Origin of the sequence: Massilia sp. BHUDP2 (assembly GCF_046236355.1) — a bacterium.
In the GTDB taxonomy this organism is placed as follows: Bacteria; Pseudomonadota; Gammaproteobacteria; order Burkholderiales; family Burkholderiaceae_D; genus Telluria; species Telluria varians.
This window is the reverse complement of the sequence record NZ_JBJUVW010000002.1, coordinates 1,291,432-1,318,104: the sequence shown is the minus strand read 5'-3', so window position 1 is coordinate 1,318,104 and position 26,673 is coordinate 1,291,432. Positions and strand designations below refer to the sequence as shown.

The 26,673-nt window shown below is 65.5% G+C and carries 26 protein-coding genes; 21 read left to right on the top strand and 5 right to left on the bottom strand.

Going from position 1 to position 26,673, the window contains the following annotated elements; translation table 11 throughout:
• Nucleotides 1-1,770: a cation:proton antiporter gene (locus ACK6C6_RS16525; RefSeq protein WP_409268222.1), complete on the bottom strand. Its 1,770-nt coding sequence runs from the start codon at nt 1,768-1,770 to the stop codon at nt 1-3.
• A gap of 136 nt (nt 1,771-1,906) precedes the next feature.
• Nucleotides 1,907-4,225, bottom strand: a complete 2,319-nt coding sequence (locus ACK6C6_RS16520) for a family 1 glycosylhydrolase (RefSeq protein ID WP_409268221.1) — start codon at nt 4,223-4,225, stop codon at nt 1,907-1,909.
• 305 nt (nt 4,226-4,530) lie between these two features.
• On the opposite strand from ACK6C6_RS16520, the gene trpS reads away from it, so the two are divergent.
• Both trpS and ACK6C6_RS16510 read left to right on the top strand, forming a co-directional pair.
• Nucleotides 4,531-5,559: a tryptophan--tRNA ligase gene (gene trpS, locus ACK6C6_RS16515; RefSeq protein WP_027866807.1), complete on the top strand. Its 1,029-nt coding sequence runs from the start codon at nt 4,531-4,533 to the stop codon at nt 5,557-5,559.
• Between the two features lie 123 nt (nt 5,560-5,682).
• Complete coding sequence (locus tag ACK6C6_RS16510; RefSeq protein WP_409268219.1) at nt 5,683-6,732, top strand: serine endopeptidase; 1,050 nt, start codon at nt 5,683-5,685, stop codon at nt 6,730-6,732.
• 133 nt (nt 6,733-6,865) lie between these two features.
• Here the strand turns inward: ACK6C6_RS16510 and ACK6C6_RS16505 are convergent, their stop codons facing one another.
• The gene (locus ACK6C6_RS16505) at nt 6,866-7,312 is read right to left on the bottom strand and encodes a DUF3597 domain-containing protein (RefSeq protein ID WP_409268305.1); all 447 of its coding nucleotides are present in this window, start codon (nt 7,310-7,312) and stop codon (nt 6,866-6,868) included.
• Nucleotides 7,313-7,927: 615 nt separating this feature from the next.
• Nucleotides 7,928-8,476 carry a hypothetical protein gene (locus ACK6C6_RS16500; protein ID WP_051996984.1) on the bottom strand — a complete coding sequence of 183 codons (549 nt, stop codon included), beginning with the start codon at nt 8,474-8,476 and terminating at the stop codon, nt 7,928-7,930.
• Nucleotides 8,477-8,622: 146 nt separating this feature from the next.
• Here ACK6C6_RS16500 and ACK6C6_RS16495 point away from each other — a divergent pair, with 146 nt between their 5' ends.
• The 10 genes from ACK6C6_RS16495 to ACK6C6_RS16450 all read left to right on the top strand — a co-directional run bounded on the left by ACK6C6_RS16495 (nt 8,623) and on the right by ACK6C6_RS16450 (nt 20,206).
• Nucleotides 8,623-8,973: a DUF1294 domain-containing protein gene (locus tag ACK6C6_RS16495; RefSeq protein ID WP_036215987.1), complete on the top strand. Its 351-nt coding sequence runs from the start codon at nt 8,623-8,625 to the stop codon at nt 8,971-8,973.
• Nucleotides 8,974-8,994: 21 nt separating this feature from the next.
• Nucleotides 8,995-9,747: a glycerophosphodiester phosphodiesterase gene (ugpQ, locus tag ACK6C6_RS16490; protein ID WP_209588139.1), complete on the top strand. Its 753-nt coding sequence runs from the start codon at nt 8,995-8,997 to the stop codon at nt 9,745-9,747.
• A gap of 96 nt (nt 9,748-9,843) precedes the next feature.
• Nucleotides 9,844-11,514 (top strand): flagellinolysin, encoded by a 1,671-nt coding sequence (locus ACK6C6_RS16485; RefSeq protein WP_409268218.1) that lies wholly within the window; start codon nt 9,844-9,846, stop codon nt 11,512-11,514.
• 99 nt (nt 11,515-11,613) lie between these two features.
• Nucleotides 11,614-14,223, top strand: coding sequence for an alanine--tRNA ligase (gene alaS / locus ACK6C6_RS16480; protein WP_409268217.1), 2,610 nt, complete (start codon nt 11,614-11,616; stop codon nt 14,221-14,223).
• A gap of 325 nt (nt 14,224-14,548) precedes the next feature.
• Nucleotides 14,549-14,776: a sulfurtransferase TusA family protein gene (locus ACK6C6_RS16475; RefSeq protein WP_036216507.1), complete on the top strand. Its 228-nt coding sequence runs from the start codon at nt 14,549-14,551 to the stop codon at nt 14,774-14,776.
• A 203-nt stretch (nt 14,777-14,979) separates the two neighbouring features.
• A complete protein-coding gene (locus ACK6C6_RS16470) occupies nt 14,980-15,729 on the top strand; it encodes an electron transfer flavoprotein subunit beta/FixA family protein (protein WP_209588142.1) in 750 nt (249 codons plus the stop codon).
• A gap of 19 nt (nt 15,730-15,748) precedes the next feature.
• Nucleotides 15,749-16,678, top strand: a complete 930-nt coding sequence (locus ACK6C6_RS16465; protein ID WP_409268215.1) for an electron transfer flavoprotein subunit alpha/FixB family protein — start codon at nt 15,749-15,751, stop codon at nt 16,676-16,678.
• A gap of 80 nt (nt 16,679-16,758) precedes the next feature.
• On the top strand, nt 16,759-18,549 hold the full coding sequence (locus ACK6C6_RS16460) for an acyl-CoA dehydrogenase (RefSeq protein WP_409268213.1): 1,791 nt from the start codon (nt 16,759-16,761) through the stop codon (nt 18,547-18,549).
• 298 nt (nt 18,550-18,847) lie between these two features.
• On the top strand, nt 18,848-19,510 hold the full coding sequence (locus tag ACK6C6_RS16455) for a hypothetical protein (RefSeq protein WP_409268212.1): 663 nt from the start codon (nt 18,848-18,850) through the stop codon (nt 19,508-19,510).
• A 279-nt stretch (nt 19,511-19,789) separates the two neighbouring features.
• Entirely contained in the window at nt 19,790-20,206 is a 417-nt protein-coding gene (locus ACK6C6_RS16450; RefSeq protein ID WP_409268211.1) for a hypothetical protein, read from the top strand.
• A gap of 98 nt (nt 20,207-20,304) precedes the next feature.
• Here ACK6C6_RS16450 and ACK6C6_RS16445 read toward each other — a convergent pair whose 3' ends face one another.
• Entirely contained in the window at nt 20,305-20,718 is a 414-nt protein-coding gene (locus tag ACK6C6_RS16445; RefSeq protein ID WP_036216001.1) for an NINE protein, read from the bottom strand.
• Nucleotides 20,719-20,807: 89 nt separating this feature from the next.
• On the opposite strand from ACK6C6_RS16445, the gene ACK6C6_RS16440 reads away from it, so the two are divergent.
• The 9 genes from ACK6C6_RS16440 (at nt 20,808) to ACK6C6_RS16400 (ending at nt 26,636) form a co-directional block, all read left to right on the top strand.
• A complete protein-coding gene (locus ACK6C6_RS16440; RefSeq protein WP_409268303.1) occupies nt 20,808-21,560 on the top strand; it encodes an AAA family ATPase in 753 nt (250 codons plus the stop codon).
• A 166-nt stretch (nt 21,561-21,726) separates the two neighbouring features.
• Nucleotides 21,727-21,975 carry a 30S ribosomal protein S16 gene (gene rpsP, locus ACK6C6_RS16435; protein ID WP_036216003.1) on the top strand — a complete coding sequence of 83 codons (249 nt, stop codon included), beginning with the start codon at nt 21,727-21,729 and terminating at the stop codon, nt 21,973-21,975.
• Between the two features lie 41 nt (nt 21,976-22,016).
• A complete protein-coding gene (gene rimM / locus ACK6C6_RS16430) occupies nt 22,017-22,547 on the top strand; it encodes a ribosome maturation factor RimM (protein ID WP_409268302.1) in 531 nt (176 codons plus the stop codon).
• Between the two features lie 26 nt (nt 22,548-22,573).
• Complete coding sequence (trmD, locus tag ACK6C6_RS16425; RefSeq protein ID WP_409268208.1) at nt 22,574-23,335, top strand: tRNA (guanosine(37)-N1)-methyltransferase TrmD; 762 nt, start codon at nt 22,574-22,576, stop codon at nt 23,333-23,335.
• A gap of 109 nt (nt 23,336-23,444) precedes the next feature.
• Nucleotides 23,445-23,831: a 50S ribosomal protein L19 gene (gene rplS / locus ACK6C6_RS16420; protein WP_027864878.1), complete on the top strand. Its 387-nt coding sequence runs from the start codon at nt 23,445-23,447 to the stop codon at nt 23,829-23,831.
• A 68-nt stretch (nt 23,832-23,899) separates the two neighbouring features.
• Entirely contained in the window at nt 23,900-24,568 is a 669-nt protein-coding gene (locus ACK6C6_RS16415) for a CoA pyrophosphatase (RefSeq protein WP_209588148.1), read from the top strand.
• Nucleotides 24,569-24,678: 110 nt separating this feature from the next.
• On the top strand, nt 24,679-25,638 hold the full coding sequence (locus ACK6C6_RS16410; RefSeq protein ID WP_036216010.1) for a CobD/CbiB family protein: 960 nt from the start codon (nt 24,679-24,681) through the stop codon (nt 25,636-25,638).
• Nucleotides 25,639-25,752: 114 nt separating this feature from the next.
• Complete coding sequence (locus ACK6C6_RS16405; protein ID WP_209588149.1) at nt 25,753-26,103, top strand: DUF3579 domain-containing protein; 351 nt, start codon at nt 25,753-25,755, stop codon at nt 26,101-26,103.
• A gap of 83 nt (nt 26,104-26,186) precedes the next feature.
• Nucleotides 26,187-26,636 carry a CBS domain-containing protein gene (locus ACK6C6_RS16400; protein ID WP_209588150.1) on the top strand — a complete coding sequence of 150 codons (450 nt, stop codon included), beginning with the start codon at nt 26,187-26,189 and terminating at the stop codon, nt 26,634-26,636.
• Nucleotides 26,637-26,673: the final 37 nt, after the last annotated feature.

Sequence of the window (26,673 nt, the reverse complement as noted above, 5' to 3'; positions counted from 1 at the left end):
TCAGGCTTGACTCGCACTCGTGCCCTCCGGCTCCAGCAGCTTGGCCGTGACCAGGTCGCGCTCGTGGTCGACGATGCCGTCCACAGTGCGCGCGTCCAGCCCCATCGCCTCCAGCACGAAGGCCGACAGCTGCAGGCTCGCTTCCAGCGTTTCCGGTACCACCACGCTGGCGCCGGCCAGGCGCAGGGCGCGCGCGTGCTTTTCGTCGCGCGAGCGCACGAACAGGCGCGCGTGCGGGAACTCGCGGCGGATGCCGCGCACCGCCTGCATGCTTGACGCCGGGTGGTCCATGGTCAGCACGATCGCCGGCGCTTCGTCGGCATGCACGCGGCGCAGCAGTTCGGGGCGCGCGGCGTTGCCGAAGTAGACCGGCTGGCCTTCCGCATGCAGCTTCGAGACCAGCTTGGCGTCGCATTCGAAGGCCACGAAGGGAATGTTCTGCTCGCCCAGCAGCTTGCCCAGCTGCTGCCCCACGCGGCCGAAGCCGGCGATGATGACGCGGCCGCGCGCCGAGCCCAGGGCCCCGGTGTCGGCCTGTGCCGCATGTTCGTTGCGCGCGTGTTCGCCGCGCTCGCCGATGGCGCGTCCCAGGCGCGCCAGCAGGGGCGTGATGAACAGCGACAGGCCGACCACCAGCATGACCTGTCCGCCGAGCGCCGGGTCGAGCACCCGCGCGCTCATGGCGTAGCCGATCGCCACGAAAGCGAATTCGCCGCCCTGGCCCAGCAGCAGGCCGCCTTCGAGCGCGCGGCTCCAGGGCTGGCCGCCGATGCGCAGCAGGCTTGCCGTCACCAGTGCCTTGATCAGCACCAGCCCGGCCAGCGAGGCGGCCAGCAGCAGGGGCGCCGCCAGGATCTGGCGGGTGTCGATGCTCATCCCGACGGTCATGAAGAACAGGCCCATGAGCAGGCCCTTGAAGGGCTCGATCATCAGCTCGACTTCGTGCTTGAACTCGGTCTCGGCCAGCAGCAGGCCGGCGATCATCGCCCCCAGCGCCATCGACAGGCCGGCGGCGGCCGAGAGGCCGGCGATGCCGAAGGTGCTCAGCAGGATCAGCGCCATGAACACGTCCGGCTGGCGGTGCTCGGTAAACGCGCGGAACAGCTTGTGGACGACCCGTCCGCCGACCAAGTAGATCAGGGTGATGGCGATGCCGGCCTTCAGCAGGGTGGTGAGCGCCAGGACCGCGACGCTGTCTCCGCCGCTGCCGCCGAGGGCGCCGATCAGGAGCAGGATCGGCACCACGGCGAGGTCCTGCAGCATCAGGATGGCGAAGGCGGCCTGGCCGAGCGGGGAACCGGTGGCTCCCTGCTGGGCCAGCAGCTGCATTACGACCGCGGTGGAGGACAGCGACAGCACGAGGCCGACGACCAGGGCCGCCTGCGCGTCGAGGCCGTAGGCCAGCAGCAGGACGCCGCCGAGCAGCGCCGCGCTGGCCAGCACCTGCGCGGTGCCGGCGCCGAACACCCAGCGCCGCATCGCCCATAGGCGCGCCGCCGAGAGTTCGAGGCCGATCATGAACATCAGGAACAGCACGCCGATCTCGGCGAGCGCCGCAATGCCCTGGTCGCGCGGGAAAGTGAGGAAGGCCAGCCAGGGGAGCTCGCCGGCCAGCAGGCCCAGGCCGAAGGGGCCGACCAGCGTGCCGACGGCGAGGAAACCGATCACCTGGTTGATGCGCAGGCGCTGCAGGATGGGAATCAGGATGCCCGAGAGGATCAGGAAGAGGAGGATTTCTCGCAGGAAAGGGAATGCGTGTTGCTCTTGCACGATGGGCGGGCGGTGGCGTTGTTGTTTGCCCGGGATTGTAGCGTGGGAGCGGCGCTGTCAGTACAGTGCCGGCCCGGGAATCAGGGGCAATGCCGGTAGCATTGCCCCCAACGGGACTAGCCTCGTCCTTCCATTATCAGCAATTGCCGGCCTGTATCGCCTCCGGCGGCGTTTCCTCCTGCTGCCGGTGCCCGCTGGCCACCGGCTGGCGGCTTTCGGCGGTGTGCTGGAGTTCCTCGATCTCCGGATCGTGCACGTTGCGCAGTTCGAGGTAGCGGTCCAGGGCCTGGTCGAGGCGCGGCAGCAGGATGCCGCGCTCGCTCGTCAGGGCGCAGTAGGCCGGGCGCGCGGCCGCATAGGCGATCGATCGTGCCTCCAGCCGGCTGGCATCCACGCCGGCCCGCTCGGCTGCCTTCAGGGCCAGTTCCGCCCAGGTCAGCTCGCCGCCGTTGGCCAGGTGCCAGATGCCGGCCTCGCGGTCGATCGCCAGGTCCAGGCAGGCGTGCACCAGGTCCGGCACGTAGGTCGGCGTGATCGTCAGATCGTTCGAGGCCACGAAGGGCTCGCCGCGCTCGAGCGCGTTCAGCGCCAGGGTGACGAAGTTGTACTGGTCCCAGGGGCCGAAGAAGGCACTGGTGCGCACCACCAGCGCGCCGGGGTGTTCGTCCAGCACCGCCACCTCGGCCTCGGCCTTGCTGCGGCCGTAGACGTTCAGCGGGGCCACTGGGTCCGACTCCACGTAGGGGCGGCTTTGCTTGCCGTCGAACACCAGGTCGCTCGAGAAGGTGGTCAGGTGGATGCCGTGGCGCGCGCAGGCGGCGGCCAGGATCGCCGCGCCGGCGGTGTTCTCGCGCAGGCAGCGCTCGGCTTCATTCTCGGCATCGTCCACGCGCACGTAGCCGCAGGTATTGATGACCGCCCAGGGCTGGTGCTCGGCGAGGGCACGCTCGACCGAGCCGGCGTCGGCGATGTCCATCTCCTTGCGCGACAGCAGGCGGTAGGACAGGTTGCGCTTGCGGCAGACGCGCGCAAAGGCGCGGCCCAGGGTGCCGGTGGCGCCCAGGATCAGGATCGGGGCGGCAGCGGTGCCCACCAGGCGGTGGCCGTCGGCCGAGATCGAGGTGAGCGCCGCGGGCGTGGCCACAGGCGGGTGGCACAGGAAGCGGCCCTGGCGGCGCCACCAGCCCTGGCCGCGCAGCACCGGGTGCGACAGCGGCTTGCCCGAGGATAGTTCCTGCATCATCCGCGCCAGCGCGGTCGGGCGCGGCATGGGCGAGCGCACGTCGAAGGGGCCCGGTTCGTAGTAGCCCTTGTTCTGGGTGACCAGGCTGTTCCAGTCGAAGGAACCGAGCAGCGACCAGACGGTGACGGCGCGCACGTCGACCCCGTTCTGTTGCGACTGCTGGGCCGCTTCCCAGATCTCGAGCAGCCAGCGCAGCTGGTCTTCGCGGTTGGCGTCGATGTGGGCTTCGGTGATGGCCAGCGGGATGCCGTAGCGGTCCCAGGTCTCAAGCAGCAGCGGAGCGATGCCCGGGGTCGGCGTGGCCAGCACGCGCGAGGCCTCGATGTCGGCGCAGGGGATGCCGTCGGCCACGCCGCGGTGGTGCTCGGGGAAGCGCTCGGGACGGTGATCCAGCCAGCGCTCGGAGGTGACGTAGTAGTTGACGCCCATGATGTCGGGCGGGCAGGGGTTCTCGCGGAACCACAGGAATTCTTCGGCCGCGATGCCGGTTTTAGTCAGGTATTTCCACAGCTTGTGGTTTTCATCGACCATGCCGCACAGCAGGTCCCAGGCCAGCCAGCGGCGCTCGTTGTAGAACTCGGCCACGTGGGCGAGTTCGGGCGTGCCGTAGGTCTTGCCGAGGTCGTCGGTCTGGACCAGCTTGGCGTTCGGGTTGACGGCGCGGATCGCGCGCATCGACAGCACCACGGCGCGGCACTGGACCAGCAGGGCTTCGATGAAGGTGCGGTCGTCGCGGCCGTGCGGGTACCAGACGCCATACAGGCCGGCGAAGCGGGCGGTGGTGCAGGGCTCGTTGACCGGGGTGTAGTACTCGATCCACGGATAGCGCGCGGCCACCGCGCCGGCATACTCGGCCAGGCGTTCGGCGAAGGCCGGGTCGACCAGGCTGGTGTCGCGCGGGCCGCTGCCGTGGTGGACCAGGCCGGCGATCGGCGTCACGCCGGCTTCGCGCAGGGCGTTCAGGCGCTCGTCGGCCCAGCTCCAGTCGGCGCTGGCCAGGCCCTCGGGCGCGGTGCGTTCCCATAGCACGGGATAGCGGATTGCGCGGATGCCGGTGGACGCGAAGCGCTTGATGTCGCAGGCGCGGCCGTGATGGCCGTTGCGCTCGAGCTGGCTGAAGTATTCGTCGCGGACACGGTTGACCGTGCATTCGAGGCCGCCCCAGAGTTCCAGGGGACGGATTTGGCTGTTCGTGCTCTTTTGTGGATTCATCAGTTTCACCAATTATTAATTTTCTAGCAACAAGTTCCCTACAGCTCGGCGTCCCAGGAAAGAAATCGTCGAAAGGGGAGAGCCGGCCGCAGGCCAGGGACTCGGTAGCGGTTGACATCCTTGCGCCAACCTGCAACCATGCGGTCCATGAATTTTCCGAAAGCACATCACTTTTTGTTGACCTGGTGGCGCCGCTCCTAGCGTGCGGCCACAGGAATGATGTGCATTTCGACTAACGCCGCCTCGATCCGGGTGGCGTTTTCGCATCCAGCGCAGGAGGATCGGGGCAATAACAAGGAAACCCGATGAGCTCCCCAACCCCGAACACTTCCACGCCAATCATCCTCACCGGCGACCGACCTACCGGTCCGCTGCACCTCGGCCACTTCGTCGGCAGCCTGCGCAACCGCGTCGAGTACCAGAATACCTACCGCCAGTTCGTCATGCTCGCAGACGCCCAGGCGCTGACCGACAACATGGATGACATCGGTAAGGTACACCGGAACGTGGTGGAAGTGGCGCTCGATTACCTCGCCTGCGGCATCGATCCGGCCCGTACGACCATCCTGATCCAGTCGCAGATCCCGGAACTGACCGAGCTCACCTTCTACTACCTGAACCTGGTGACCGTGGCGCGCCTCGAGCGCAACCCGACCGTGAAGCAGGAGATCATCCTGCGCGGCTTCGAGCGCGACATCCCGGCCGGCTTCCTGACCTACCCGGCCAGCCAGGCCGCCGACATCACCGCCTTCAAGGCCAGCGTGGTGCCGGTGGGCGAGGACCAGATCCCGATGATCGAGCAGTGCAACGAGATCGTGCGCAGGTTCAATCGTACCTACAGCCCGGAAAAGGACATCCTGGTCGAGTGCAAGGCGATCGTGCCGGAAGTCGGCCGCCTGCCGGGCATCGACGGCCGCGCCAAGATGAGCAAGTCGCTCGGCAACACCATCAACCTGGGCGCCAGCGCCGACGAGATCCGCGCCGCGGTCAAGCAGGTGTATACCGACCCGCTGCACCTGAAGGTGTCCGACCCGGGCCACCTGGAGGGCAACGTCGCCTTCATCTACCTCGATGCCTTCGATACCGACAAGGAAGGCCTGGCCGAGATGAAGGCCCACTACACCCGCGGCGGGCTGGGCGACAGCGTGGTCAAGAAGCGCCTGGAAGGCATCCTGCAGGAGCTGCTGGCGCCGATCCGCGCACGCCGCGAAGAGTTTGCCAAGGACCGCGGCCAGGTGCTGCAGATCCTCAAGGAAGGCACCATGCGGGCGCGTGAAGTGGCGGCGCAGACTACCGACGAAGTGAAGAAGGCGCTGGGCCTGTCCTACTTCTGATCCTCCGCGGTATCGTGTGCCGGTACCCCGGGTATCGGCACACCTCTCCCTTGCGGCCGGCACTGGCCCGCGACTCCCTCCAGTGGCACTCTTGGGCCATCACCGTCACTGGAGGACTGTTTCATGAGCAAAGGCCTGCGCCTGACCGAACAATGGATGCAACGCGCCCTGTGGCTGGTCGCGTTCGCGTTCGCCGCCTTCCTGATCGGCCTGGGCGGCAAAGTCGTCGATAACCTGTGGGACGTCGAGCGGCCCCTGAGCATCGAGCAATTCATGGACCGCAACGCGGTCGATGCCCTGCGCGCCGGCCAGGAAGCGGCGCGGGCCCGGCGCGATACTGCCCAGCTCGACCTGGAGCAGGCCACCCAGCAGCACGAGGTGGCGCGCGCGAATACCCGCTCGGCGCGCGAGACCTTCGATAACTGGCTGGCCACGCGCCGCGCGACCGCGCGTCCGGACCAGGATCCCGAGCTGCTCGAACGTACCCGCGGACTGGACAAGCTGGAGGCCGACGAGCGCCGCGCGCTGGCGGCCGTCCAGGCCCAGCAGCAGGCCCTGCTCGATGCCGACCAGGCCCTGCAGCGCGCCCAGATGCGCTGGGAACGCATGGAAAGGCCGGCGCGGGCCGCTTACGAGCAGGCGGCCACGTCCAAGGAACTGCGGGTCTTCCTGTACCGCCTGGCCCTGACCCTGCCGCTCCTGGTGCTGGCCGGCTGGCTGTTCGCGCGCAAGCGCCAGAGCCAGTACTGGCCCTTCGTGTGGGGATTCATCTTCTTCGCACTGTTCGCCTTCTTCTTCGAACTCGTGCCTTACCTGCCGAGCTATGGCGGCTACGTGCGCTACCTGGTCGGCATCGCCGTCACGGTGCTGGTGGGGCGTTACGCGATCGTCTCGCTGCAGCACTACCTGGCGCGCCAGCGGCAGGCCGAAGCGCTGCCGGACGTGCAGCGCCGCCAGACCCTGCGTTACGACGCCGCCCTTGCCCGGCTGGGCAAGGGCGTCTGTCCGGGATGCGAGCGGCCGGTCGACCTGAAGGATGCGAGCGTCGACTTCTGCCCGCACTGCGGCATCGGCCTGTTCGACCGCTGCGGCTGCTGCAGCAGCCGCAAGAATGCCTTCGCCCGCTTCTGTTTTTCGTGCGGGACGGCGGCCAACACTTCGCTGGCCGACTAGATAGCGGTTTTGTAGGGTGGGCGGGTCCTCCCGCCCACGCGGTGATCACTATCGGCTCCGCTTTCGTGCCGGATAATTTAGCCGCCAGCTATCACCGCGTGGGCAAGGAACTTGCCCACCCTACGGCCCGTATTCAGTCGCGCAGGTCGGCCGGCACCTTGCCGCCGTTGGCCGCCAGCTTGTTCATGACCTGGCGGTGCAGCCAGATGTTCATCGAGGCCGAGTCGCTGGTGTCGCCGGTGTAGTGCAGCTCGGCGGCCAGTTCCTTGCGGGCCTGCAGGCTGCTGTCCAGGCCGAGCAGCTTGAGCAGGTCGACGATCGAGCTGCGCCAGTTCAGCTGCTGGCCCGACGACTTCTGCATATTGGTCAGGATTTCCTCGACGTCGACCTGGTCCATCATGGCCGGCGCGGCCTGCGGCTGGGCCTGAGGCTGTGCTTGCGGCTGCGCCTGGGGAGCAGCCTGTGGCTGGGCCTGCGGCGCCGGGGCCTGGGCTTGCGGTTGCGGTTGCGCCTGCGGGCCCTTGTTGGCGGCGTGCGCCTTCGGGAAGATCTTGCCAAAAATATTGCTCAGGATGCCCATGTCATCTCCTTGGTGAATGGTGGATTGGGAACGCATGCGTTGTGCCACGTGGCCGAGCGCGAGCGCCAGCGCGGCGCCGCCGATCGCCTTGACCAGGGTCGGGTGTTCGGCATAGAAGGCGCTCATGCGGTCGACGATGCCGGGATTCTGCTGCTCGGCTTGTTCGGCCAGCTCGCGCACCTGCTCGGGGGAGACCTGCGAGGCCTGTTCCGGCGTCACTTTGCCGCCGCCGAACAGCTTGCCGAACACGCCGCCTGCCACCGAGGACAGCTGTGCCGGGTTCAGGGAACCCAGCAGCTGGTTCAGCATGCCGGCGCGGCCGTTCGCATCGCTTTGCCCGAACAGCTGGCTGACGACCTGCGGGAAGGGTGGGGTCTGGTCGGAACGCAGGGCATTGGCGACGCCTTCGGCGACCGTTGCGCGCGGCGCGCTCTGGGCCACGCGGTCGAAATCGTCGGCCGCCCGGTCCTGGTTGCCGCCGCCCAGATACTGCGATAACAGATTGCCCAAATCAAATGCCATATTCGTTCTCCTGACTGCATACGGTTGAATAGCGAGCGTAGGCGTTTTGCCAATGCTTGCTCTGTTCGCTATTCAACGGTGAAGCGCCATGGATCACTGGCGGCGCATGTTTTGCGCCATATGGCCCAGCGCGATGGCCAGCGCGGCGCCGCCGATTGCCTTGACCAGGGTCGGGTTCTGGGCATAGAAGTCGCCCATGCGGTCGACGATGCTCGGGTTTTCCTGCTCGGCTTTTTCGGCCAGTTCGCGCACCTCTTCGGGCGAGACCTGCGAGGCCTGCTCCGGGGTGACCTGGGTGGGTGCACGGCCCCCGCCAAAGATGCTGCCCAGGCCTCCAAGGCCACCTTGGCCGCCGGCCCGGCTGGCGAGCTGGGACAGCACGGCCGGGCCCAGTGTGGCCAGCAGCTGGTTCAGCATGCCGGCGCGCTGGTTCGGATTGCTCTGCCCGAACATCTGGCTCACCATCTGCGGGAAGGGCGGGGTCTGGTCGGAGCGCAGGGCCCCGGTCACGCCGCGCGCCAGCACGTCGGGCGGCGCGTTCGAGGCCACCCGGTCGAAGTCGTCGTTGGCCTGGTGGGGGTTGCCGCCGCCGGCGCCGCCGCCCAGGTACTGGTTCAGAAGACTGCCAAGATCGAAAGCCATCTCGTACTCCTTGCTGTGACACGTAGAAGATCAAGGGTAGGCGTTTCGACATCGCGCCCTCTGTTCGTTATCCCACGGTCACCGGCCAAAAGCAGTATTTCCTTTCCATGTAGACACCAAGGTATTTGCCGGGGTAAGCTCACCGTATGCCTTACCTGTCGCTCCTGCTGTTTGCTGTCCTGTACGCCGCTGCCACCTGGAAGTGGGACCTGCCGCTGCAGGTCGGCGCCGCCTACCTGGCGATGAGCCTGAGCTGTTTCGTGGCCTACGCGATCGACAAGTCGGCGGCACGCAAGGGCAACTGGCGCACGCCGGAGTCGACCCTGCTGCTGCTCGGCCTGGTCGGCGGCTGGCCAGGCGCCGTATTGGCGCAGCAGTGGTTGCGGCACAAGACGTCGAAGACCTCGTTCCAGTGGAAGTTTTACCTGACCGTCGTGCTGAATCTCGTACTCTTCCTGTACCTGTCACGGCAGCTCGGCACACCGGCAGTTTCCTGATTCCTGCAAAAGGAGGTGGGCATGTGGCGATATCCCCGGATCCTGGCGCATCGCGGCGGCGGCACCCTGGCGCCCGAAAACACCTTGGCCGGCTTGCAGCGCGGCATCGACTTCGGTTTCCGCGCCATCGAGTTCGACGTGATGCTGGCGCGCGACGGCGTGCCGGTGGTGATGCACGACCCTTACCTCGGCCGCACCGTGAGCGGCGCCGGCCACGTGTTCGACTACGATGCGCATGAGCTGGCGCGGATGGATGCCGGCAGCTGGTTCGGCGCCGACTACCGCGGCGAGCCGGTGCCCCTGTTCGTCGAGTTCGCGCAGTACTGCAAGGCGCAGGGCATCTGGATGAACATCGAAGTCAAGCCGGCGCGCGGCTTCGACCGCGAGACTGGCGAGACCGTGGCGCGCATCACCCGCGCCATGTTCGCGGACGAGATCGCGGAAGGCAGGCTGGAGCGCGTGCCGCTGCTGTCCTCGTTCAGCCTGGCGGCCCTGGAAAGCGCGCGCGACGCCGCCCCCGACCTGCCGCGCGCCTTCCTGATGAGCGAGCTGCCCCCCGGCTGGGAACCGCTGGCGCGCTCGGTCGAGGCGGTGGCGATCCACGCCAACCACAAGCACCTGACCCCGGCGCTGGCCAAGGCCGTGCGCGATGCCGGCTTCGGCCTGTTCTGCTACACCGTCAACGAGCCGGTGCGGGCGCGCGAACTGCTGGACTGGGGCGTCGAAGCCTTCTGTACCGACCGCATCGATTTGATCGGTCCCAAGCTGGCCTAGCTTGCAGGCCGGTTCCATATAAATATTTCAAGAACGCCCTTCAGGAAATTGACCGGTTGTCGATAAAGGCTGACAACTGCCAAAACGGATGACTTCATGTCATTGTCAATCAATAATAATTCGCTGTCGCTGAATGCCCAGCGCAGCCTGCGCCTGCACGTCGCCGCGCAGGAAACGCTGCTCACGCGCCTCACGGGGGGCACGCGCATCGACAAGGCGGCCGACGACCCGGCGGGCCAGGCAATCGCCGCGCGCATGGATTCCAGCATGCGCGGCCTCAGCCAGGCCATGCGCGCCATCAGCGACGGCGGCTCGATGCTGCAGGTCGCGGACGGTGCGCTGGCGAACGTGATCGACAGCCTGCAGCGCCTGCGCGAGCTGGCGGTCGCCTCCGGCAACGGCAGCTACGGCAGCGGCGACCGCGCCAAGCTGCAGCAGGAGGCGATGGAAATCCTGAACCACATCAACCAGGTCGGGGCCGAGACCCAGTTCAACGGCGAGACGCTGTTCTCGCAGGACCGGGTCAGCATCGGCGGCGAGGACGAGCAGAAGCGGGCGGTGCTCGACGGCCTCAAGACGGGCTGGCTGAGCGCCTCCGAGAAGATGGTCAAGGACTTGTTCGGGCTCGAGGCGGATGGCGTCAAGCTCAAGGTCAACCTGGTTTCCCCGGGCACGCCGAGCGGCGTGCTGGCCTGGGTGGCCGGCAGTGGCCCCGGCAAGCTCGACAACCTGTCGCTGAACATCGACATGGCCGACTTCGGCAGCGCCGCCACCGCGGACGGTGGCAGCGCGCCGATGTACAGCGACCGCATCATCGCGCACGAGATGGCGCATGCGATCATGGCGCGCACGATGAACTACGCGAACCTGCCATCCTGGTTCAGGGAAGGTAGCGCCGAGTTGATCCACGGCGCCGACGAGCGCGTGCGCAGCGCGCTCGCCGGCGCCGATGCCGCGACGATCGTCGGCGGCATCGGCGTCTCCGGCGGCACCTACGAATACGAGAGCGCCTACGTCGCCGCCCGCTTCCTGCACCAGCGCCTGAAGGACCTGGGGGTGGAAGGCGGGATGAAGGGGCTGATGCAGCACCTGAGCAGGAACCAGGGCGCGACCCTGAGTACCGCGCTCGATGCGATCACGGGAGGGAAGATCGCGAGCGAGGCCGACTTCCTGATGGAATTCGGGGCGGACGGCGACGAATTCCTCTTGAACAAGATGAACCTGGCCAACCGCGACACCGGCGCCATCGGCGGCCTCGACGCCGACGGCGGACCCGAGTTCGACGCCCGCTCCGTGGTCGCGGACGCCGGCGACAACAATGCCGACGATGGCCTGGGCGGCTTCGTGGTCGAGTATCCGGAACTGGGCGGGCACACCGGCGTGCGCCGGGTGCAGGTGCAGGCCGGCGACAAGGCGGGCGACCTGATCGAGCTGCAGTTCGGCGCCATCAATGCCGCGGCGCTCGGGCTGGCCAAGCTGGACATGCAGCGCGGCGCGGTGGCCCTGCTGCACGTGGACGAGGCGCTGGCTTATGTGAACCAGCAGCGCGTGGTGGCGGGCGCCTCCAGCAACCGCCTCGACCTGGCGGCCGGCGCGCTGCAGGCGGGTTCCGCCAACATGGCGGCCGCGAAGGAGCGCATCGCGGGCGTCGACTACGCCGGCGCGGCGGCCGGGCTGACGCGCGCGCAAATCCTGCAGCAGGCGGCATCGGCGATGCTGGCGCAGGCGAACAGCCAGCCGCGCGCGGTGCTGTCGCTGTTGCGCTGAGCGGCGCGCCCGGCCGTCAATATCGGCCGGGCCGATACGGGCCAGCTACGCTATAATCGATTTTTTATAGCGCATGCTCCCTCATTCCGCCCTCACGACATGAAATCCTCCGAAATCCGCGAAAAGTTCCTCAAGTTCTTCGAGTCCAAAGGCCACACCATCGTCCGTTCCAGCCCGCTGGTGCCGGGCAACGACCCGACCATGCTGCTGACGAACAGCGGAATGGTGCAGTTCAAGGATGTGTTCCTGGGCCTGGATACGCGCCCGTACTCGCGCGCCACCACCGTGCAGCGCTGCGTGCGCGCCGGCGGCAAGCACAACGACCTGGAAAACGTCGGCTACACCGCGCGCCACCACACCTTCTTCGAAATGCTGGGTAACTTCAGCTTCGGCGACTACTTCAAGCGCGACGCGATCAACTACTGCTGGGAGCTGCTGACCAAGGTTTACATGCTGCCGGCCGAGAAGCTGACCGTCACCGTCTACTTCGAGGACGACGAGGCCTACGACATCTGGGCCAACGAGATCGGCGTGCCGAAAGAGCGCATCATCCGCATCGGCGACAACAAGGGCGCGCGCTACGCATCCGACAACTTCTGGCAGATGGCCGACACCGGCCCCTGCGGTCCATGCACCGAAGTGTTCTACGACCACGGCGCCGACATCTGGGGCGGTCCTCCGGGCTCGCCGGAAGAAGACGGCGACCGCTTCATCGAGATCTGGAACCTGGTGTTCATGCAGTTCAACCGCGACGAATCGGGCACCCTGACCCCGCTGCCGAAGCCGTCGATCGACACCGGCATGGGCATGGAGCGCCTGGCCGCCGTGCTGCAGCACGTGCACAGCAACTACGAGATCGACCTGTTCCAGGCGCTGATCAAGGCGGCTGCCCGCGAAACCGGCGCCACCGACCTCGAGAACAATTCGCTCAAGGTCATCGCCGACCACATCCGCGCCGCGTCCTTCCTGATCGTCGACGGCATCATCCCGAGCAGCGAAGGCCACGGCTACGTCCTGCGCCGCATCATCCGCCGCGCGCTGCGCCACGGCCACAAGCTGGGCCAGACCAAGCCCTTCTTCCACAAGCTGGTGGCGGACCTCGACATCGAGATGGGCGAAGCCTATCCGGAACTGCGCGAAGCAAAAGAGCGCGTGGCCCAGGTGCTCAAGACCGAGGAAGAGCGTTTCGGCGAAACCCTGGAAAACGGCATGAAGATCCTGGAAGCGCAGCTGGCGAAAGATGCGAAGAACCTGGACGGCGCCACCGCCTTCACCCTGTACGACACCTACGGCTTCCCGCTCGACCTCACCGCCGACATCTGCCGCGAGCGCGGCGTGACGCTGGACGAGGAGGGCTTCGCCGCCGCCATGGAGCAGCAGAAGAAGACCGCGCGCGCCGCCGGCAAGTTCAAGATGGCCGCCAAGGTCGAGTATGCGGGCGAGAAGACCAAGTTCGTCGGCTACGACTCGCTGGCCCACAACACCCACGTGCTGGCCCTGTACGCCGACGGCGTCTCGGTGCAGGAGCTGCAGGCCGGCCAGGAAGGCATCGTGGTGCTCGACACCACGCCGTTCTACGCGGAGTCGGGCGGCCAGGTGGGCGACCAGGGCGTGATCCGCGCGGACGGCAAGCTGTTCGAGGTCGAGGACACCCTGAAGATCCAGGCCGAAGTCTTCGGCCACCACGGCGTGCTGCGCGAAGGTTCGCTCAAAGTCGGCGACACGGTCGACGCGCAGGTCGACACCGTCAAGCGCGCGCGCACCATCCGCAACCACTCGGCGACCCACCTGATGCACAAGGCCCTGCGCGAAGTGCTGGGCAGCCACGTGCAGCAGAAAGGCTCGCTGGTCGATCCGGAGAAGACCCGTTTCGACTTCAGCCACGGCGCACCGCTGACCGCTGAGGAAATCGCCAAGGTCGAGATGATCGTCAACCGCGAGATCCTCGAGAACCACGCCACCCAGGCCCAGCACATGACGTTCGACGACGCCGTCAAGCACGGCGCGATGGCGCTGTTCGGCGAGAAGTACGGCGACACCGTGCGCGTGCTGGACATCGGCTCGTCGAAGGAACTGTGCGGCGGCGTGCACGTCACCCGTACCGGCGACATTGGCCTGTTCAAGATCGTGTCGGAAGGCGGCGTGGCCGCCGGCATCCGCCGCGTCGAGGCCGTGACCGGCGAAGGCGCGCTGGCGCTGGTGCAGTCGATCAACCGCAAGCTGCAGGAAGCCGCCGGCGCCCTGAAGACCAGCCCGGACGAGCTGCCCTCGCGCATCGCCCAGGTGCAGGACCAGGTCAAGTCGCTGGAGAAGGAAGTGGCCGCGCTCAAGTCGAAGCTGGCCGCGGGGCAGGGCGACGAGCTGGTGACCAAGGCCATCGACGTGAACGGCATCAAGGTGCTGGCCGCGACCATGGAAGGCGCCGACGTCACCGCGCTGCGCGAGACCATGGACAAGCTGAAGGACAAGCTGAAGACCGCCGCCATCGTGCTGGCCAGCGTGGCCGACGGCAAGGTCAGCCTGATCGCGGGCGTGACCAAGGATGCCACCGGCAAAGTGAAAGCCGGCGAGCTGGTGAACTTCGTCGCCCAGCAGGTGGGCGGCAAGGGCGGCGGCCGTCCGGACATGGCGCAGGCTGGCGGTACCGATCCGGCAGGCCTGCCGCAGGCACTGGCCGGCGTGGCCGGCTGGGTGGGCGAGCGCGCATAAGCATTTCCTGACCATCTGGTAAAAATAGCGCCGCCTTAGGGCGGCGTTTTTCATGTGCGGGTCGCAGCCAGTTCAATGCGCTTGCAATCCATCGGCGCAACCGCATTTACCATGTAGCGCACCATGGCGGTGCCGATCGGTTTCTTTGGTGACTTGCCATGGTGCGCAAGCATAGGTAATTTCACAATTGGTTGCAGTCCTGCAACAATGTGTGACTATTTTGGTGCGCTGCGTCATACTGCTGAAAAGGGAGTAGTATTCGACTTCCGAGCACCATCTACTTTGCAGGCATGCGATGAGCGACACCACTATCGACATTGATACCATGGAATTCCAGAGAGACCTGGATGCGCGCGGACTGAACTGTCCGCTGCCGATCCTTAAAGCCAAGAAGGCACTCGCCGAGATGGAAAGCGGACAGGTGCTGCGCATCGTGGCAACCGATACCGGTTCCGTGCGCGACTTCCAGGCGTTCGCCAAGCAGACCGGCAACGCCCTGCTGGCCCATACCGTCGAGAACGGCGAATTCACCTTCCTGATGCGCCGCAAGTAATCCTAGCCGGCGGCGCTACAATGACGGGGCAGGCCTGCGCCAGCCCCGCATCCCTCTACCCGACAGCCGTAAGATCGTACTTTAGTCGAAATCCTCTAACTAAAAATCGCACGATCGTGCTTTAATTTCGACCTGAAGCCGAATTTCTCTTATAATCTAGGCCATTTCCGTCTGTCACCCATTCCATTTTCTAAAGGCACCCTATGAAAGTCCTGGTACCCGTCAAACGCGTGGTCGACTACAACGTCAAGGTCCGCGTCAAATCCGACGGCAGCGGCGTGGATATCGCCAACGTCAAAATGTCGATGAACCCGTTCGACGAGATCGCGCTGGAAGAAGCCACGCGCCTGAAGGAAGCCGGCAAGGTCACCGAAGTGGTGGCGGTGTCGGTGGGGGTGGCCCAGTGCCAGGAAACCCTGCGTACCGGCATGGCGATCGGCGCCGACCGCGGCATCCTGGTCGAGACCAGCGTCGAGACCGAGCCGCTGGCCGTGGCCAAGATCATGAAGGCGCTGGCCGACAAGGAGCAGCCGCAGCTGATCATCCTTGGCAAGCAGGCGATCGACGACGATTCGAACCAGACCGGCCAGATGCTGGCTGCGCTGCTGGGCTGGCCGCAAGCCACCTTCGCATCGAAAGTGGTGCTGGAAGACGGCAAGGTTACCGTGACCCGTGAAGTCGACGGCGGCCTGGAAACTGTTGCTTTGACTCTTCCTGCCATCGTCACCACCGACCTGCGCCTGAACGAGCCGCGCTACGTGACGCTGCCGAACATCATGAAGGCCAAGAAGAAGCCGCTGGAAACCGTCAAGCCGGAAGACCTGGGCGTCGACGTGAGCCCGCGCCTGAAGACCCTGAAAGTCACCGAGCCGGCCAAGCGCTCGGCCGGCGTCAAGGTGCCGGACGTGGCGACCCTGGTGCAGAAGCTGCGCACCGAAGCCAAGGTTATCTAAACATACTTAGGAAAAGAACATGGTCGCACTCGTCATTGCAGAACACGACAACGGCTCCCTCAAGGGCGCTACCCACCACACCGTGACCGCGGCAGCCCAGTGCGGCGGCGAAGTCCACGTCCTGGTCGCCGGATCTAGCTGCGGCGCCGCCGCCGAAGCCGCCGCGCAAATCGCGGGCGTGAGCAAAGTGCTGGTCGCCGATGCGCCGCACTTCGCCGACGGCCTGGCCGAGAACGTCGCCGAGCAGATCCTGGCGATCGCCGGCGGCTACTCGCACATCCTGGCCCCGGCGACCGCCTACGGCAAGAACATCCTGCCGCGCGTCGCTGCCAAGCTGGACGTGGCCCAGATCTCGGAAATCACCAAGGTCGAGTCCCCGGACACCTTCGAGCGCCCGATCTACGCCGGTAACGCCATCGCCACCGTCCAGTCGGGCGACCCGGTGAAGGTCATCACGGTGCGCGGCACCGCGTTCGACGCCGCTGCAAGCGGTGGTTCGGCTGCCGTGGAGCAGATCGCCGCCGTCGGCGACGTGGGCAAGTCGGCTTTCGTCGGCCGTGAGCTGGCCAAGTCGGACCGTCCGGAACTGACCGCCGCCAAGATCATCGTGTCGGGCGGCCGCGGCATCGGCTCGGCCGAGAACTTCAAGCTGCTGGAGCCCCTGGCCGACAAGCTGGGCGCCGCCATGGGTGCCTCGCGCGCCGCGGTCGACGCCGGCTTCGTGCCGAACGACTGGCAGGTCGGCCAGACCGGCAAGATCGTCGCCCCGACCCTGTACATCGCGGTCGGCATCTCGGGCGCGATCCAGCACCTGGCCGGCATGAAGGACTCGAAGACCATCGTCGCCATCAACAAGGATCCGGAAGCGCCGATCTTCTCGGTGGCCGACTACGGCCTGGTGGGCGACCTGTTCGAGGTCGTGCCGCAGCTGGTCAAGGAACTGGGCTAATTACCCCCTAGCCGATTTACCGTCGTTCCCGTGCAGTCACAAGCTGCGCCGGAACGACGTTTTCACATCAGGAGACAAAGGTGAGCTATCAAGCCCCGCTGAAAGACATGCAGTTCGTGGTGAACGAACTGGCGAATCTGGCCGAGATCAACCAGCTGCCTGGCTGCGAGGACGCGACCCCGGACACCGTGGATGCCGTGCTCGAAGAAAGCGCGAAGTTCTGCGGCGAAGTCATCGCGCCGCTGAACCACGCCGGGGACAAGGAGCCGAGCTTCTGGAAGGATGGGTCGGTCACCACCTCGAAGGGCTTCCGCGACGCCTTCCGCGCCTTCGCCGAAGGCGGCTGGCAGGGCATCCAGCATCCGAGCGAATTCGGCGGCCAGGGCCTGCCGAAGCTGGTCGCGACGCCGTGCATGGAAATGCTGCACGCCGCCAACCTGTCCTTCGCGCTGGCGCCGCTGCTGACCGACGGCGCCATCGAGGCGCTGCTCACCGCAGGCTCCGACGAGCAGAAGAAGCTGTTCCTGGAGCCGCTCATCAGCGGCAAGTGGACCGGCACCATGAACCTCACCGAGCCGCAGGCCGGTTCGGACCTGGCCGCCGTGCGCACCCGCGCCGAGCCGCAGGGCGACGGTACCTTCAAGATCTTCGGCACCAAGATCTTCATCACCTACGGCGAGCACGACATGGCGGAGAACATCATCCACCTCGTGCTGGCGCGCACTCCGGACGCGCCGGCGGGCGTGAAGGGCATCTCGCTGTTCATCGTGCCGAAGTTCCTGGTGAATGCCGACGGCTCGCTGGGCGAGCGCAATGACGCGCACTGCGTCTCGATCGAACACAAGCTGGGCATCAAGGCCTCGCCGACCGCGGTGCTGCAGTTCGGCGACCACGGCGGCGCCATCGGCACCCTGGTGGGCGAAGAGAACCGCGGCCTCGAGTACATGTTCATCATGATGAACGCGGCCCGCTTCGGCGTCGGCATGCAGGGCGTCGGCCTGGCCGAACGCGCCTACCAGCAAGCCGTCGCGTTCGCCAAGGACCGCGTCCAGTCGCGCGAAGTGGCCGGTTCGCCAGGCCCGGTGGCCATCATCAACCACCCGGACGTGCGCCGCATGCTGATGTCGATGCGTTCCCAGACCGAGGCCGCGCGTGCGCTGGCCTACGTCGGCGCCGCCTTGTCCGATATCGCGCACAACCACCCTGACGAAGCGACCCGCAAGGCGAACCTGTCGGTCTACGAATACCTGGTCCCGATCATCAAGGGCTGGTCGACCGAGATGAGCGAGAACGTGGCGCGCGACGGCGTGCAGGTGCATGGCGGCATGGGCTTCATCGAAGAGACCGGCGCGGCCCAGCACTACCGCGACGCCAAGATCCTCACCATCTACGAAGGCACCACCGCGATCCAGGCCAACGACCTGGTGGGCCGCAAGACCGTGCGCGACGGCGGCGCCGTGGCCAAGTCGCTGATCGAACAGGTGCGCGCGGTCGAGGCGGAGCTGGGTGAAGTCCAGGGCGAGGAATTCGCCGCGATCCGCCGCCAGCTGGCGGAAGGTATCGCCGCGCTGGAGCAGGTGGTTGACTTCGTCGTGGCCAACGCCAAGTCGGACGTGCGCGCGGTGTTCGCCGGCAGCGTGCTGTACCTGAAGCTGGCCGGCATTGTGCTGGGCGGCTGGCAGATGGCGCGCGCCGCACTGGTCGCCCAGAAGAAGCTGGTGGCGGGCGAGGGCGATGCGTCCTTCCTGCGCGCCAAGATCGCCACCGCGCGCTTCTTCGCCGACCACGTGCTCTCGAGCGCCCCGGGCCTGCGCACCGCCATCGTCGAAGGCGCGCCGGGCGTGCTGGCACTGGAGGTCGATCAGTTCTGATCGTCTGGAGCATCGACACGGAGCGGCCTGCGGGCCGCTTTTTTTATTGTTTCTGCGGGGGTCAGGTCTGACATTCGGACACGGGCTGAGCAGTACGATAAACACATGCTTGAGTTCGTGTCTGAATGTCAGACCTGACCCCGCTGTTCTTTGTTGCCCGCCCGCTGAGTTTGATATTGGACAAACGAAGCGTGACGGCCGCGTCCGTAAGCTGGCTCTACCTATCATCACTACGGGAGCCGATATGCTGTCAACGCTAAGAAGCAAATGCCCTTACACAGCCCTGGCGGTTTCATCAATGTTGCTGCTGGCCGCCTGTGGCGGCGGCAACGATTCCGACGGCGGTGGCGCCACGGCGGCCGATCCGCCGCCGGTCGTGCCCAGTCCGCCGCAGGGACCGACGCCGCCGGCGCCGCCCGAGCCGCCGCCACCGCAGCCGAACCCGCCGGCGCCCGAGATCGTACTGGCCGACACCTACACCGAGCTCGTCGCCGGCACCATCAACAGCCCGCGCGGCTGGCCGGCCTGGACCGCACCGCCTACGCGCGACCCGGTGGGCGGCGTCGGCTGCCTGGGCACGATCCGCTACCACGTGCATTCGCTGCTCTCGGTCTACAAGGATGGCGTGCGCCAGGGCCTGCCCGACAATGTCGGCCGCAGCAATGGCTGTACCTACGAGCTGCACACCCATGATGTGACCGGCGTGCTGCACATCGAGACCGATGTCGCGAAACGCTTCACGCTGGGGCAGTTCTTCGCGCTGTGGCGCCAGCCCCTGGCGGCCGCGGGCATGGCCGGGCTGGCGGGGCCGGTCCGCTTCTACCTGATCGAGAACGAAAGACTCACGCCGTACACGGGCGATCCGGCCCAGATCGAGCTGGTAGGGGGAAGGGAGATCGTCGTCATCAGCGGTACCGCGCCGCGTGTGCTGCCGAAGTATCGCTGGCCAGCAGGCTTGTGAGCGCAGTGGAAGTGCTGGCGGTGTGCCAACACCGTCTTTGAAGCGGCCTGCGGGCCGCTTTTTTTATTGCCCTGCTGACGCTTACATCGTTTCAATTTATTGCGTCAAATAATATTTGTATTTAAGACATTATGTTCAAATGAAATTTGCATAAAAACATTTGTGGCGATATTTACTTTGGCTCAAAGCGGACTCATCCTTACGGAACTAACTTGTACCTAAGCCGCGCATGAGCCGCGCGGCCCATCCCACACTCAGCGGCTCGACGAGGAGAACATCATGGGTATCGAGAAATACGGCGACAACCACGATCACGACCACGACAAGGATTGCGGCCACGACCGCGACCGGGACAGGGATGACGGCAAGGATGACGACAAGGACCGCGACTACTGCAAGTGCAAGAAGGAGCGGGCCGAGTACAAGAAGGAGCGCGACGAGTACCGCAATGAACGCGACGAGTACAAGAAAGAGCGCGAGGAGTGGAAGAAGAAGGCTTACAAGTACAAGAAGGAGCTCTACGAGTACAAGGCCTTCGTGAAGGACGCGCTGGAGCGCCTCGGCATCTATGCCCGCAAGCTCGACCACCTGCAGCACGACCTGGTCGACGAAGCAAAGAAGCTCGGCAAGCATCATGATCACGACAAGGATCATGACAAGGACGACGACAAGGACCACGACAAGGATCACGACTAGTCGGTCGCCGCCGGCCCCTACGAGGGCCTCTAGTCCGCCTGTGAGCCCGGGGGAGCGATGCTGCCGGCATTGTTCCCCCGGGTTCCAGCAAGCCGCGATCAGCCGTAGGAGCCGCCGGTGTACAGCAGGTCGAACACCCGCGCGATCGTCCCGATCAGCACGATCGCTCCCACTCCCAGGATCAGCACCAGCACCAGCGCCAGCACCCAGTTCGAGCGCGAACGCTTGCCGCTGCCCTGGTTGTGCTGCGCATCCCAGGCCTCGTCCGGCGTCAGCCCGATGATGAGTCCCTCGACGAAGCCCACGATGTACGACAGCAATAGCGGCAGCAGCACGTAGAATGGGTGCGGCTTCACCGCGCCCCACAGGATGCCGGTCAGCGGCAGGCTGCACAGGTGCAGCAGCCCGAGACGGTCGGCGCCGCCTTTCAGGTAGAAGCGGTGCACGCCGAAGCCGCCCAGCAGCAGGGCGAGCAGGGCGGCGATGGTCTTGTTCTTGTGCTGGACAGCCATGAGCATTGCCAAAAGTTCAGGAAAACCGAAGTATGGTGCAAAATGGCAAGGAAGGCACGCATTGCGTGCACCCAGCCCATCATCCGACCATGCTCAAGACGCGCTCCTACTTGGCAGAAATCCAGCTCAAGCCCGCCGCGCCGCTCGAGCCCGCCGCGTTTCCCTTCACCCTGCCGGCGATCCGCTCCCTCGCGCGCCTGATCCTGCACCCGAACGTCACCTTCCTGGTGGGCGAGAACGGTTCCGGCAAGTCGACCCTGCTGGAGGCGATCGCAGTGGGCATGGGTTTCAATGCCGAAGGCGGCAGCCGCAACTTCCGCTTCGCGACCTGGGAGTCGCATTCGAGCCTGCACGAACACCTGCGTTTCGTGCGCGGCTTTGAAAAGCCGCGCGACGGCTTCTTCCTGCGCGCCGAGACCTTCTACAACCTCGGCAGCGAGATCGAGCGCCTCGACGAAGGGCCTGGCGGCCCACCGATCATCAACTCGTTCGGCGGCAAGTCCCTGCATGCGCAATCGCACGGCGAGTCATTCCTGAGCCTGTTCATGGAGCGTTTCCGCGGACAGAGCTTCTACATGCTCGACGAGCCCGAAGCCGCCCTGTCGCCCCAGCGCCAGCTGGTGCTGCTGAGCCGCCTGCACGACCTGGTCGGCCAGCGCTGCCAGTTCGTCATCGCCACCCATTCGCCCATCCTGATGGCCTATCCGAACGCCACCATCTACGCGTTCGGCGAACAAGGCATCCATGAGATCGCCTACGAGGATACGGAACACTACCGCGTCACCCGCGACTTCCTGGCCAATCCGGCCCGTATGTTGCGGGTTTTGATGGGCGAGGAGTAGGGAGGACCGCCAGCAGTGGCCTTGTCGCCAAAAATCGGCGATAATGCTCAATTCGCCGAACCTCACGTTGCGTGTCCGCCGTGTTGCTATAACCGCTTGCCCCTATCTAGGCTTACGCGCTATAATCGTCGGCTTTCTCCGTCCAATACAACTTTTTGGAAATATTATGGTCGTTATCCGTTTGGCTCGTGGCGGCGCAAAAAAGCGCCCGTTCTACAACATCGTTGCAACCGATTCGCGCAACCGTCGCGATGGCCGTTTCATCGAGCGCATCGGTTTCTACAACCCGATGGCTTCGGGCGCTGAAGTCGGCCTGCGTATCGCTGCTGACCGTCTGGCTCACTGGCAAGGCGTTGGCGCACAACTGTCGCCGACCGTTGCTCGCCTGGTTGCCAACCAGCAGCCTGCAGCCTAAGTAAAGCAGGTCAAGGCTTGACCGATTCGGCAGCATCCGGGGTGCAAGTCCCCGACGACCTGGTTCAGGTTGGATATGTATCCGGCGCATTCGGGATCGTGGGTGGACTTCGCGTCACCCCGTTCTCGGTCGACGCCGATGCGCTGCTGAAGGTCAAGACCTGGTGGCTCGACAAGCCGGCCCAGCGTTCCGTCTCCGTGCGGACCGCGAAGATGCATGGCGGCGACGTGGTCGCCACCCTGGTCGGCATGCGCGACCGCAACGAAGCCGAAGCGCTCAAGGGTGCGGGCGTGTTCGTGGCGCGCAGTGAGTTCCCGAAGCTCGAGGAAGACGAATTCTACTGGTCCGACCTGATCGGACTGGACGCGGTCAACCTGGAGGGCGAAGCCCTCGGCAAGGTGACCGACATGATGCACAACGGCGCGCAGTCGATCCTCAGGATCACGCCCGTCGAGGCCGGCGCCCCCGATGCGAAAGTATCGGAGCGCCTGGTGCCGTTTGTGGACCAATTCGTCCGGACCGTCGATCTCGAGGCAAAGAAGATTACCCTTGACTGGGGTCTGGATTATTGACCCTGGAAACGTGAAGCGAGGTCCCGATGCAGTTTGATGTCGTGAGCTTGTTTCCGGAAATGTTTACCGCGTTGACGCAGTCGGGCGTGACCCGCCGCGCCTTCGAACAGGGACGCTGGGGCCTGCAGATCTGGAATCCGCGCGATTTCACGCAGGACCGCCACCGCACCGTGGATGACCGCCCTTACGGCGGCGGCCCCGGGATGGTGATGCTGGCCAAGCCCCTCGAAGCCGCGATCGGCGCCGCCAAACAGCGCCAGGTCGAGCTCGGCCTGCCCGCGCCGCGCGTGGTGTTCATGTCGCCGCAGGGCAAGCCGCTGACGCACGAACGTGCGATGGCCTTGAAGAACGAGCCGGGACTGGTCGTGCTGTGCGGCCGCTACGAAGCGGTGGACCAGCGCTTGCTGGACCGCTGCGTCGACGAGGAAATCTCGATCGGCGACTTCGTGCTGTCGGGCGGCGAGTTGCCGGCGATGGCGCTGATGGATGCGGTGGTGCGGCTGCTGCCCGGCGTGCTGGGCGACGAAGCCTCGGCGGTCGAAGACAGTTTCGTCAACGGCCTGCTCGATTCGCCGCACTACACGCGCCCGGAAGTCTACGAAGGCGAGCCGGTGCCGCCGGTCCTGATGGGCGGTAACCACGCCGAGATCATGAAGTGGCGCCGCCAGCGCATGCTGGAGGCGACCTTCAGGAAGCGGCCGGACCAGCTGGAGCGTGCGCGTGCCAGCGGCCAGCTGAGCAAGGCCGACGAAAAGTTTCTGGCAGAGCTGGACAAGCCTGCCGAGTAAGAATGTACCTCGTGTGCATGTAACGGCGGGCATGTTGCCCGCATGTTCAACCCCATCCTCTACTGGGCAATCGTACAGCGCCAGCAAGATGGTTTATGGAGTAATAAAAATGGATCTGATCCAACAACTCGAGCAAGAAGAAATTGCGCGCCTCGGCCGCAAGATCCCTGATTTCGCACCGGGCGACACCGTGGTCGTCAGCGTCAACGTCGTCGAAGGCAACCGCAAGCGCGCCCAGGCATACGAAGGCGTCGTCATCTCGCGTCGTAACCGCGGCCTGAACTCGAACTTCATCGTTCGCAAGATCTCGTCGGGCGAAGGCGTCGAGCGTACCTTCCAGCTGTACTCGCCGCTGATCGCTTCGATCGAAGTGAAGCGCCGCGGTGACGTCCGTCGCGCCAAGCTGTACTACCTGCGTGAGCGTTCGGGCAAATCGGCACGTATCAAGGAAAAGCTGCCGCAGCGCAAAGCAGCTACCGTTGCTGCTGCTGAGTAATAGCGTCTGTGCACTGAAAAAGGCATCCGCAAGGATGCCTTTTTCTTTTCCGCCGAAGGAAATGTGATTTGCATAAGCCCGTGTTCGATCCCACCCTGATGCCGGTCGAGGGCCTGGCCGGCGAAGCGCCGCTCGCCCCGGAACTGCTGGATCCGGCGGCCGTGCGCGCGCGCTTCGCCCGCACCTTGCCATGGGAGCCCGAAACCTCCGACGAGTCGCTGGCCGCGCCTGCCCTGCGCCTGCGCCGCGCCGCCGTGCTGGTGCCGCTGGTGGAGCGGCCGGAAGGCCTCACCGTGCTCTTGACCCGCCGTACCGATCACCTGTCCAGCCACGCCGGGCAGATCAGCTTTCCGGGCGGCCGTGCCGAAGAGCTGGATTCCTCGCCGATCGAGACCGCCCTGCGCGAGGCCGAGGAGGAGATCGGCCTGCACCGCCGCCATGTCGAGATCATCGGCGTGCTGCCCGAACACGTCACCATCAGCGCCTACCGCGTGACGCCGGTCGTCGCCATGGTGCAGCCGCCGTTCGCGCTGCGCGCCGACCCGGGCGAAGTGGCCGAGATCTTCGAGGTACCGCTCGCCTTCCTGATGTCCGGCGCCCACCATGAACGCCGTTCGGTGGCCCTGCCGGACGGCAGCGGCAAGCGGCGCTTCTATGCCATGCCCTACAAGGATTACTTCATCTGGGGCGCGACGGCGGCCATGCTGCGCAACCTGTATCACTTCCTGCGCGCTTGACTGGTCCGACTTACCTGAAAGAATCCTCCACTCGCTGATTTGATTCCGGACGGCTTCTCCGCTATCGTAGCGGGCAGCATGGTATTGCCAGAACAAAAAAGGATTCCTGAATGACATTTTTCTCCATCCTCGTCGCGCTGATCATCGAACAGCTGAAGCCGCTGCGGGCCGATAACCAGGTCTACGGTGGCATCAAGGCGTTCGCGATGCGCATCGAGGGCTGGTTCAATGCGGGCGAGCAGAAGAATGGCCGCATGGGCTGGATCCTGATGATGCTGGCGCTGATGCTGCCGACCTGGCTCATCTACTGGGTCTTCATGCACTACAACCTGGTGCTGCTGGCCTTTGCCTGGAACGTCCTGATCGTCTACCTGACCCTGGGTTTCCGTCACTACAGCCATTATTTCACCTCGATCCAGCTGGCCCTGAACCAGGGCGACGAAGCGGGGGCGCGCCAGTTGCTGGCCGAGTGGACCCGCCTGGATACCGTCGGCATGGACGCCACCGAGATCGCCCGGGTCGCCGTCGAAAAATCCCTGATCACCACCCACCGCAACGTATTCGGCGTATTCTTCTGGTTCCTGATGCCGCTCGGACCGGCCGGGGCGGTGATGTACCGCGTGTCCGAATACCTGGCGCGCGCCTGGAACGAACCCGACCACATGCGCAACGAGGCCTTCGGCCTGTTCGCCGCCAAGGCGTTTTACTGGATCGACTGGATCCCGGTGCGCCTGACGGCGGTGGCCTTTGCCGTGGTCGGCAACTTCGAGGATGCGATCTATGCCTGGCGTAATTTTGCGCGCCGCTGGGCCGACGAATCGAAGGGCATCATCCTCGCCGCGGGCGGCGGCGCGATGGGCGTACGGCTGGGGACGCCGAACGAAAATGCCCCGCAGCTGTTGCCGGCGGATGCCGCCACGGTCGACCTGAGCGACAGCGATACCGAGGTGCTGCCGGGCGAGGAACCGAACCTGCGCGCGCTGCAGAGCACGGTCGGGCTGGTGTGGCGGGCGCTGATCCTGTGGATGATCCTGCTGCTCCTGCTGTCGAGCGTGGTGTGGCTCGGCTGAGCCTTATCGTGTATCAGCGTGTATCGGGTCTCGTCCGTGAGTCTTCTATAAGATATAATACTGAGCTGAGGTTGTTCTCATCCACGCAGTATTCTTGTATCAGCAAGCAGCACTATGGCCGAGTTACCGCACACCACGGATGAAAAACTGAAGGACGAGTTTTTCATCCTGGGCATTACGAGCAAAGGCAGGCAGTTCCGCCCCAGCGACTGGGCCGAGCGCCTGTGCGGCGTCATGTCCTGCTTCGCTCCCGGCGCCGCCGGCCGCGATTCCCACCTCCAGTTCTCGCCCTGGGTCCACCCGACCGTCGTCAACGGCGTGAAGGCCGTGGTGGTCAGCCGCGAGCTGCAGAAGATCGAGCCCCTGGCCTATCACTTCCTGCTGAATTTTGCCAAGGACAACGACCTGCAGGTGGCGGATGCATGTTTCGTACCGGCCCCGGACGAGAAGAAGCCGGCCGCCTGACACTTGCCGGTTTCACCTTCCAGATTCGAGAACTGGCGCTATGATAAAAGTCATAGCGCCATTTTTCATTGGGGGACACCGCCATGCACATCCGCGACATCTGCACCAGCGAAGCCGCCCACTGCACCCGTGACGAAACCGTGCAGGGCGCGGCCATCACGATGCGCCGCCTGCACGTGGGCGACGTGATCGTCGTCGACCAGTTCGACGGCGCCCGCGTCCCGGTCGGGATCGTGACCGACCGCGACATCGTCATTTCCGTGATCGCTCCCGGGCTCGACCCGGCCAGCCTGCAGGTGGGCGACATCATGACCGACGACCTGCTCACCGCGCGCGACACCGACGACGTCTACGAGACCATCGAACGCATGCGCCTGCGCGGCATCCGCCGCGTGCCGGTGATCGACGCCGGCGGCAGCCTGGCCGGCATCGTCAGCGCCGACGACCTGCTCGAATTCCTGGCCGAAGAGATGGGCGAATTGAGTCGTATTAGCCCATATCAACAAGCGCACGAGCGCAGGGCCCGCCAGTAGGGATTCCGTCTGTTACCATCCTGCATTGTTCAAGAAC

Bases quoted from the DNA above. Each gene is read 5' to 3' on its own strand.
- ACK6C6_RS16440 (WP_409268303.1), top strand. From the start codon at position 20,808: ATGCTCAAGACGCGCTCCTACTTGGCAGAAATCCAGCTCAAGCCCGCC.
- ugpQ (WP_209588139.1), top strand. From the start codon at position 8,995: ATGTGGCGATATCCCCGGATCCTGGCGCATCGCGGCGGCGGCACCCTG.
- ACK6C6_RS16475 (WP_036216507.1), top strand. From the start codon at position 14,549: ATGGAATTCCAGAGAGACCTGGATGCGCGCGGACTGAACTGTCCGCTG.
- trpS (WP_027866807.1), top strand. From the start codon at position 4,531: ATGAGCTCCCCAACCCCGAACACTTCCACGCCAATCATCCTCACCGGC.
- ACK6C6_RS16445 (WP_036216001.1), bottom strand. From the start codon at position 20,718: ATGGCTGTCCAGCACAAGAACAAGACCATCGCCGCCCTGCTCGCCCTG.
- ACK6C6_RS16400 (WP_209588150.1), top strand. From the start codon at position 26,187: ATGCACATCCGCGACATCTGCACCAGCGAAGCCGCCCACTGCACCCGT.
- ACK6C6_RS16500 (WP_051996984.1), bottom strand. From the start codon at position 8,476: ATGGCTTTCGATCTTGGCAGTCTTCTGAACCAGTACCTGGGCGGCGGC.
- ACK6C6_RS16465 (WP_409268215.1), top strand. From the start codon at position 15,749: ATGGTCGCACTCGTCATTGCAGAACACGACAACGGCTCCCTCAAGGGC.
- rpsP (WP_036216003.1), top strand. From the start codon at position 21,727: ATGGTCGTTATCCGTTTGGCTCGTGGCGGCGCAAAAAAGCGCCCGTTC.
- trmD (WP_409268208.1), top strand. From the start codon at position 22,574: ATGCAGTTTGATGTCGTGAGCTTGTTTCCGGAAATGTTTACCGCGTTG.
- alaS (WP_409268217.1), top strand. From the start codon at position 11,614: ATGAAATCCTCCGAAATCCGCGAAAAGTTCCTCAAGTTCTTCGAGTCC.
- ACK6C6_RS16495 (WP_036215987.1), top strand. From the start codon at position 8,623: ATGCCTTACCTGTCGCTCCTGCTGTTTGCTGTCCTGTACGCCGCTGCC.
- ACK6C6_RS16405 (WP_209588149.1), top strand. From the start codon at position 25,753: ATGGCCGAGTTACCGCACACCACGGATGAAAAACTGAAGGACGAGTTT.
- ACK6C6_RS16450 (WP_409268211.1), top strand. From the start codon at position 19,790: ATGGGTATCGAGAAATACGGCGACAACCACGATCACGACCACGACAAG.
- ACK6C6_RS16520 (WP_409268221.1), bottom strand. From the start codon at position 4,225: ATGAATCCACAAAAGAGCACGAACAGCCAAATCCGTCCCCTGGAACTC.
- ACK6C6_RS16510 (WP_409268219.1), top strand. From the start codon at position 5,683: ATGAGCAAAGGCCTGCGCCTGACCGAACAATGGATGCAACGCGCCCTG.
- rplS (WP_027864878.1), top strand. From the start codon at position 23,445: ATGGATCTGATCCAACAACTCGAGCAAGAAGAAATTGCGCGCCTCGGC.
- ACK6C6_RS16470 (WP_209588142.1), top strand. From the start codon at position 14,980: ATGAAAGTCCTGGTACCCGTCAAACGCGTGGTCGACTACAACGTCAAG.
- ACK6C6_RS16410 (WP_036216010.1), top strand. From the start codon at position 24,679: ATGACATTTTTCTCCATCCTCGTCGCGCTGATCATCGAACAGCTGAAG.
- ACK6C6_RS16505 (WP_409268305.1), bottom strand. From the start codon at position 7,312: ATGGGCATCCTGAGCAATATTTTTGGCAAGATCTTCCCGAAGGCGCAC.
- ACK6C6_RS16485 (WP_409268218.1), top strand. From the start codon at position 9,844: ATGTCATTGTCAATCAATAATAATTCGCTGTCGCTGAATGCCCAGCGC.
- ACK6C6_RS16455 (WP_409268212.1), top strand. From the start codon at position 18,848: ATGTTGCTGCTGGCCGCCTGTGGCGGCGGCAACGATTCCGACGGCGGT.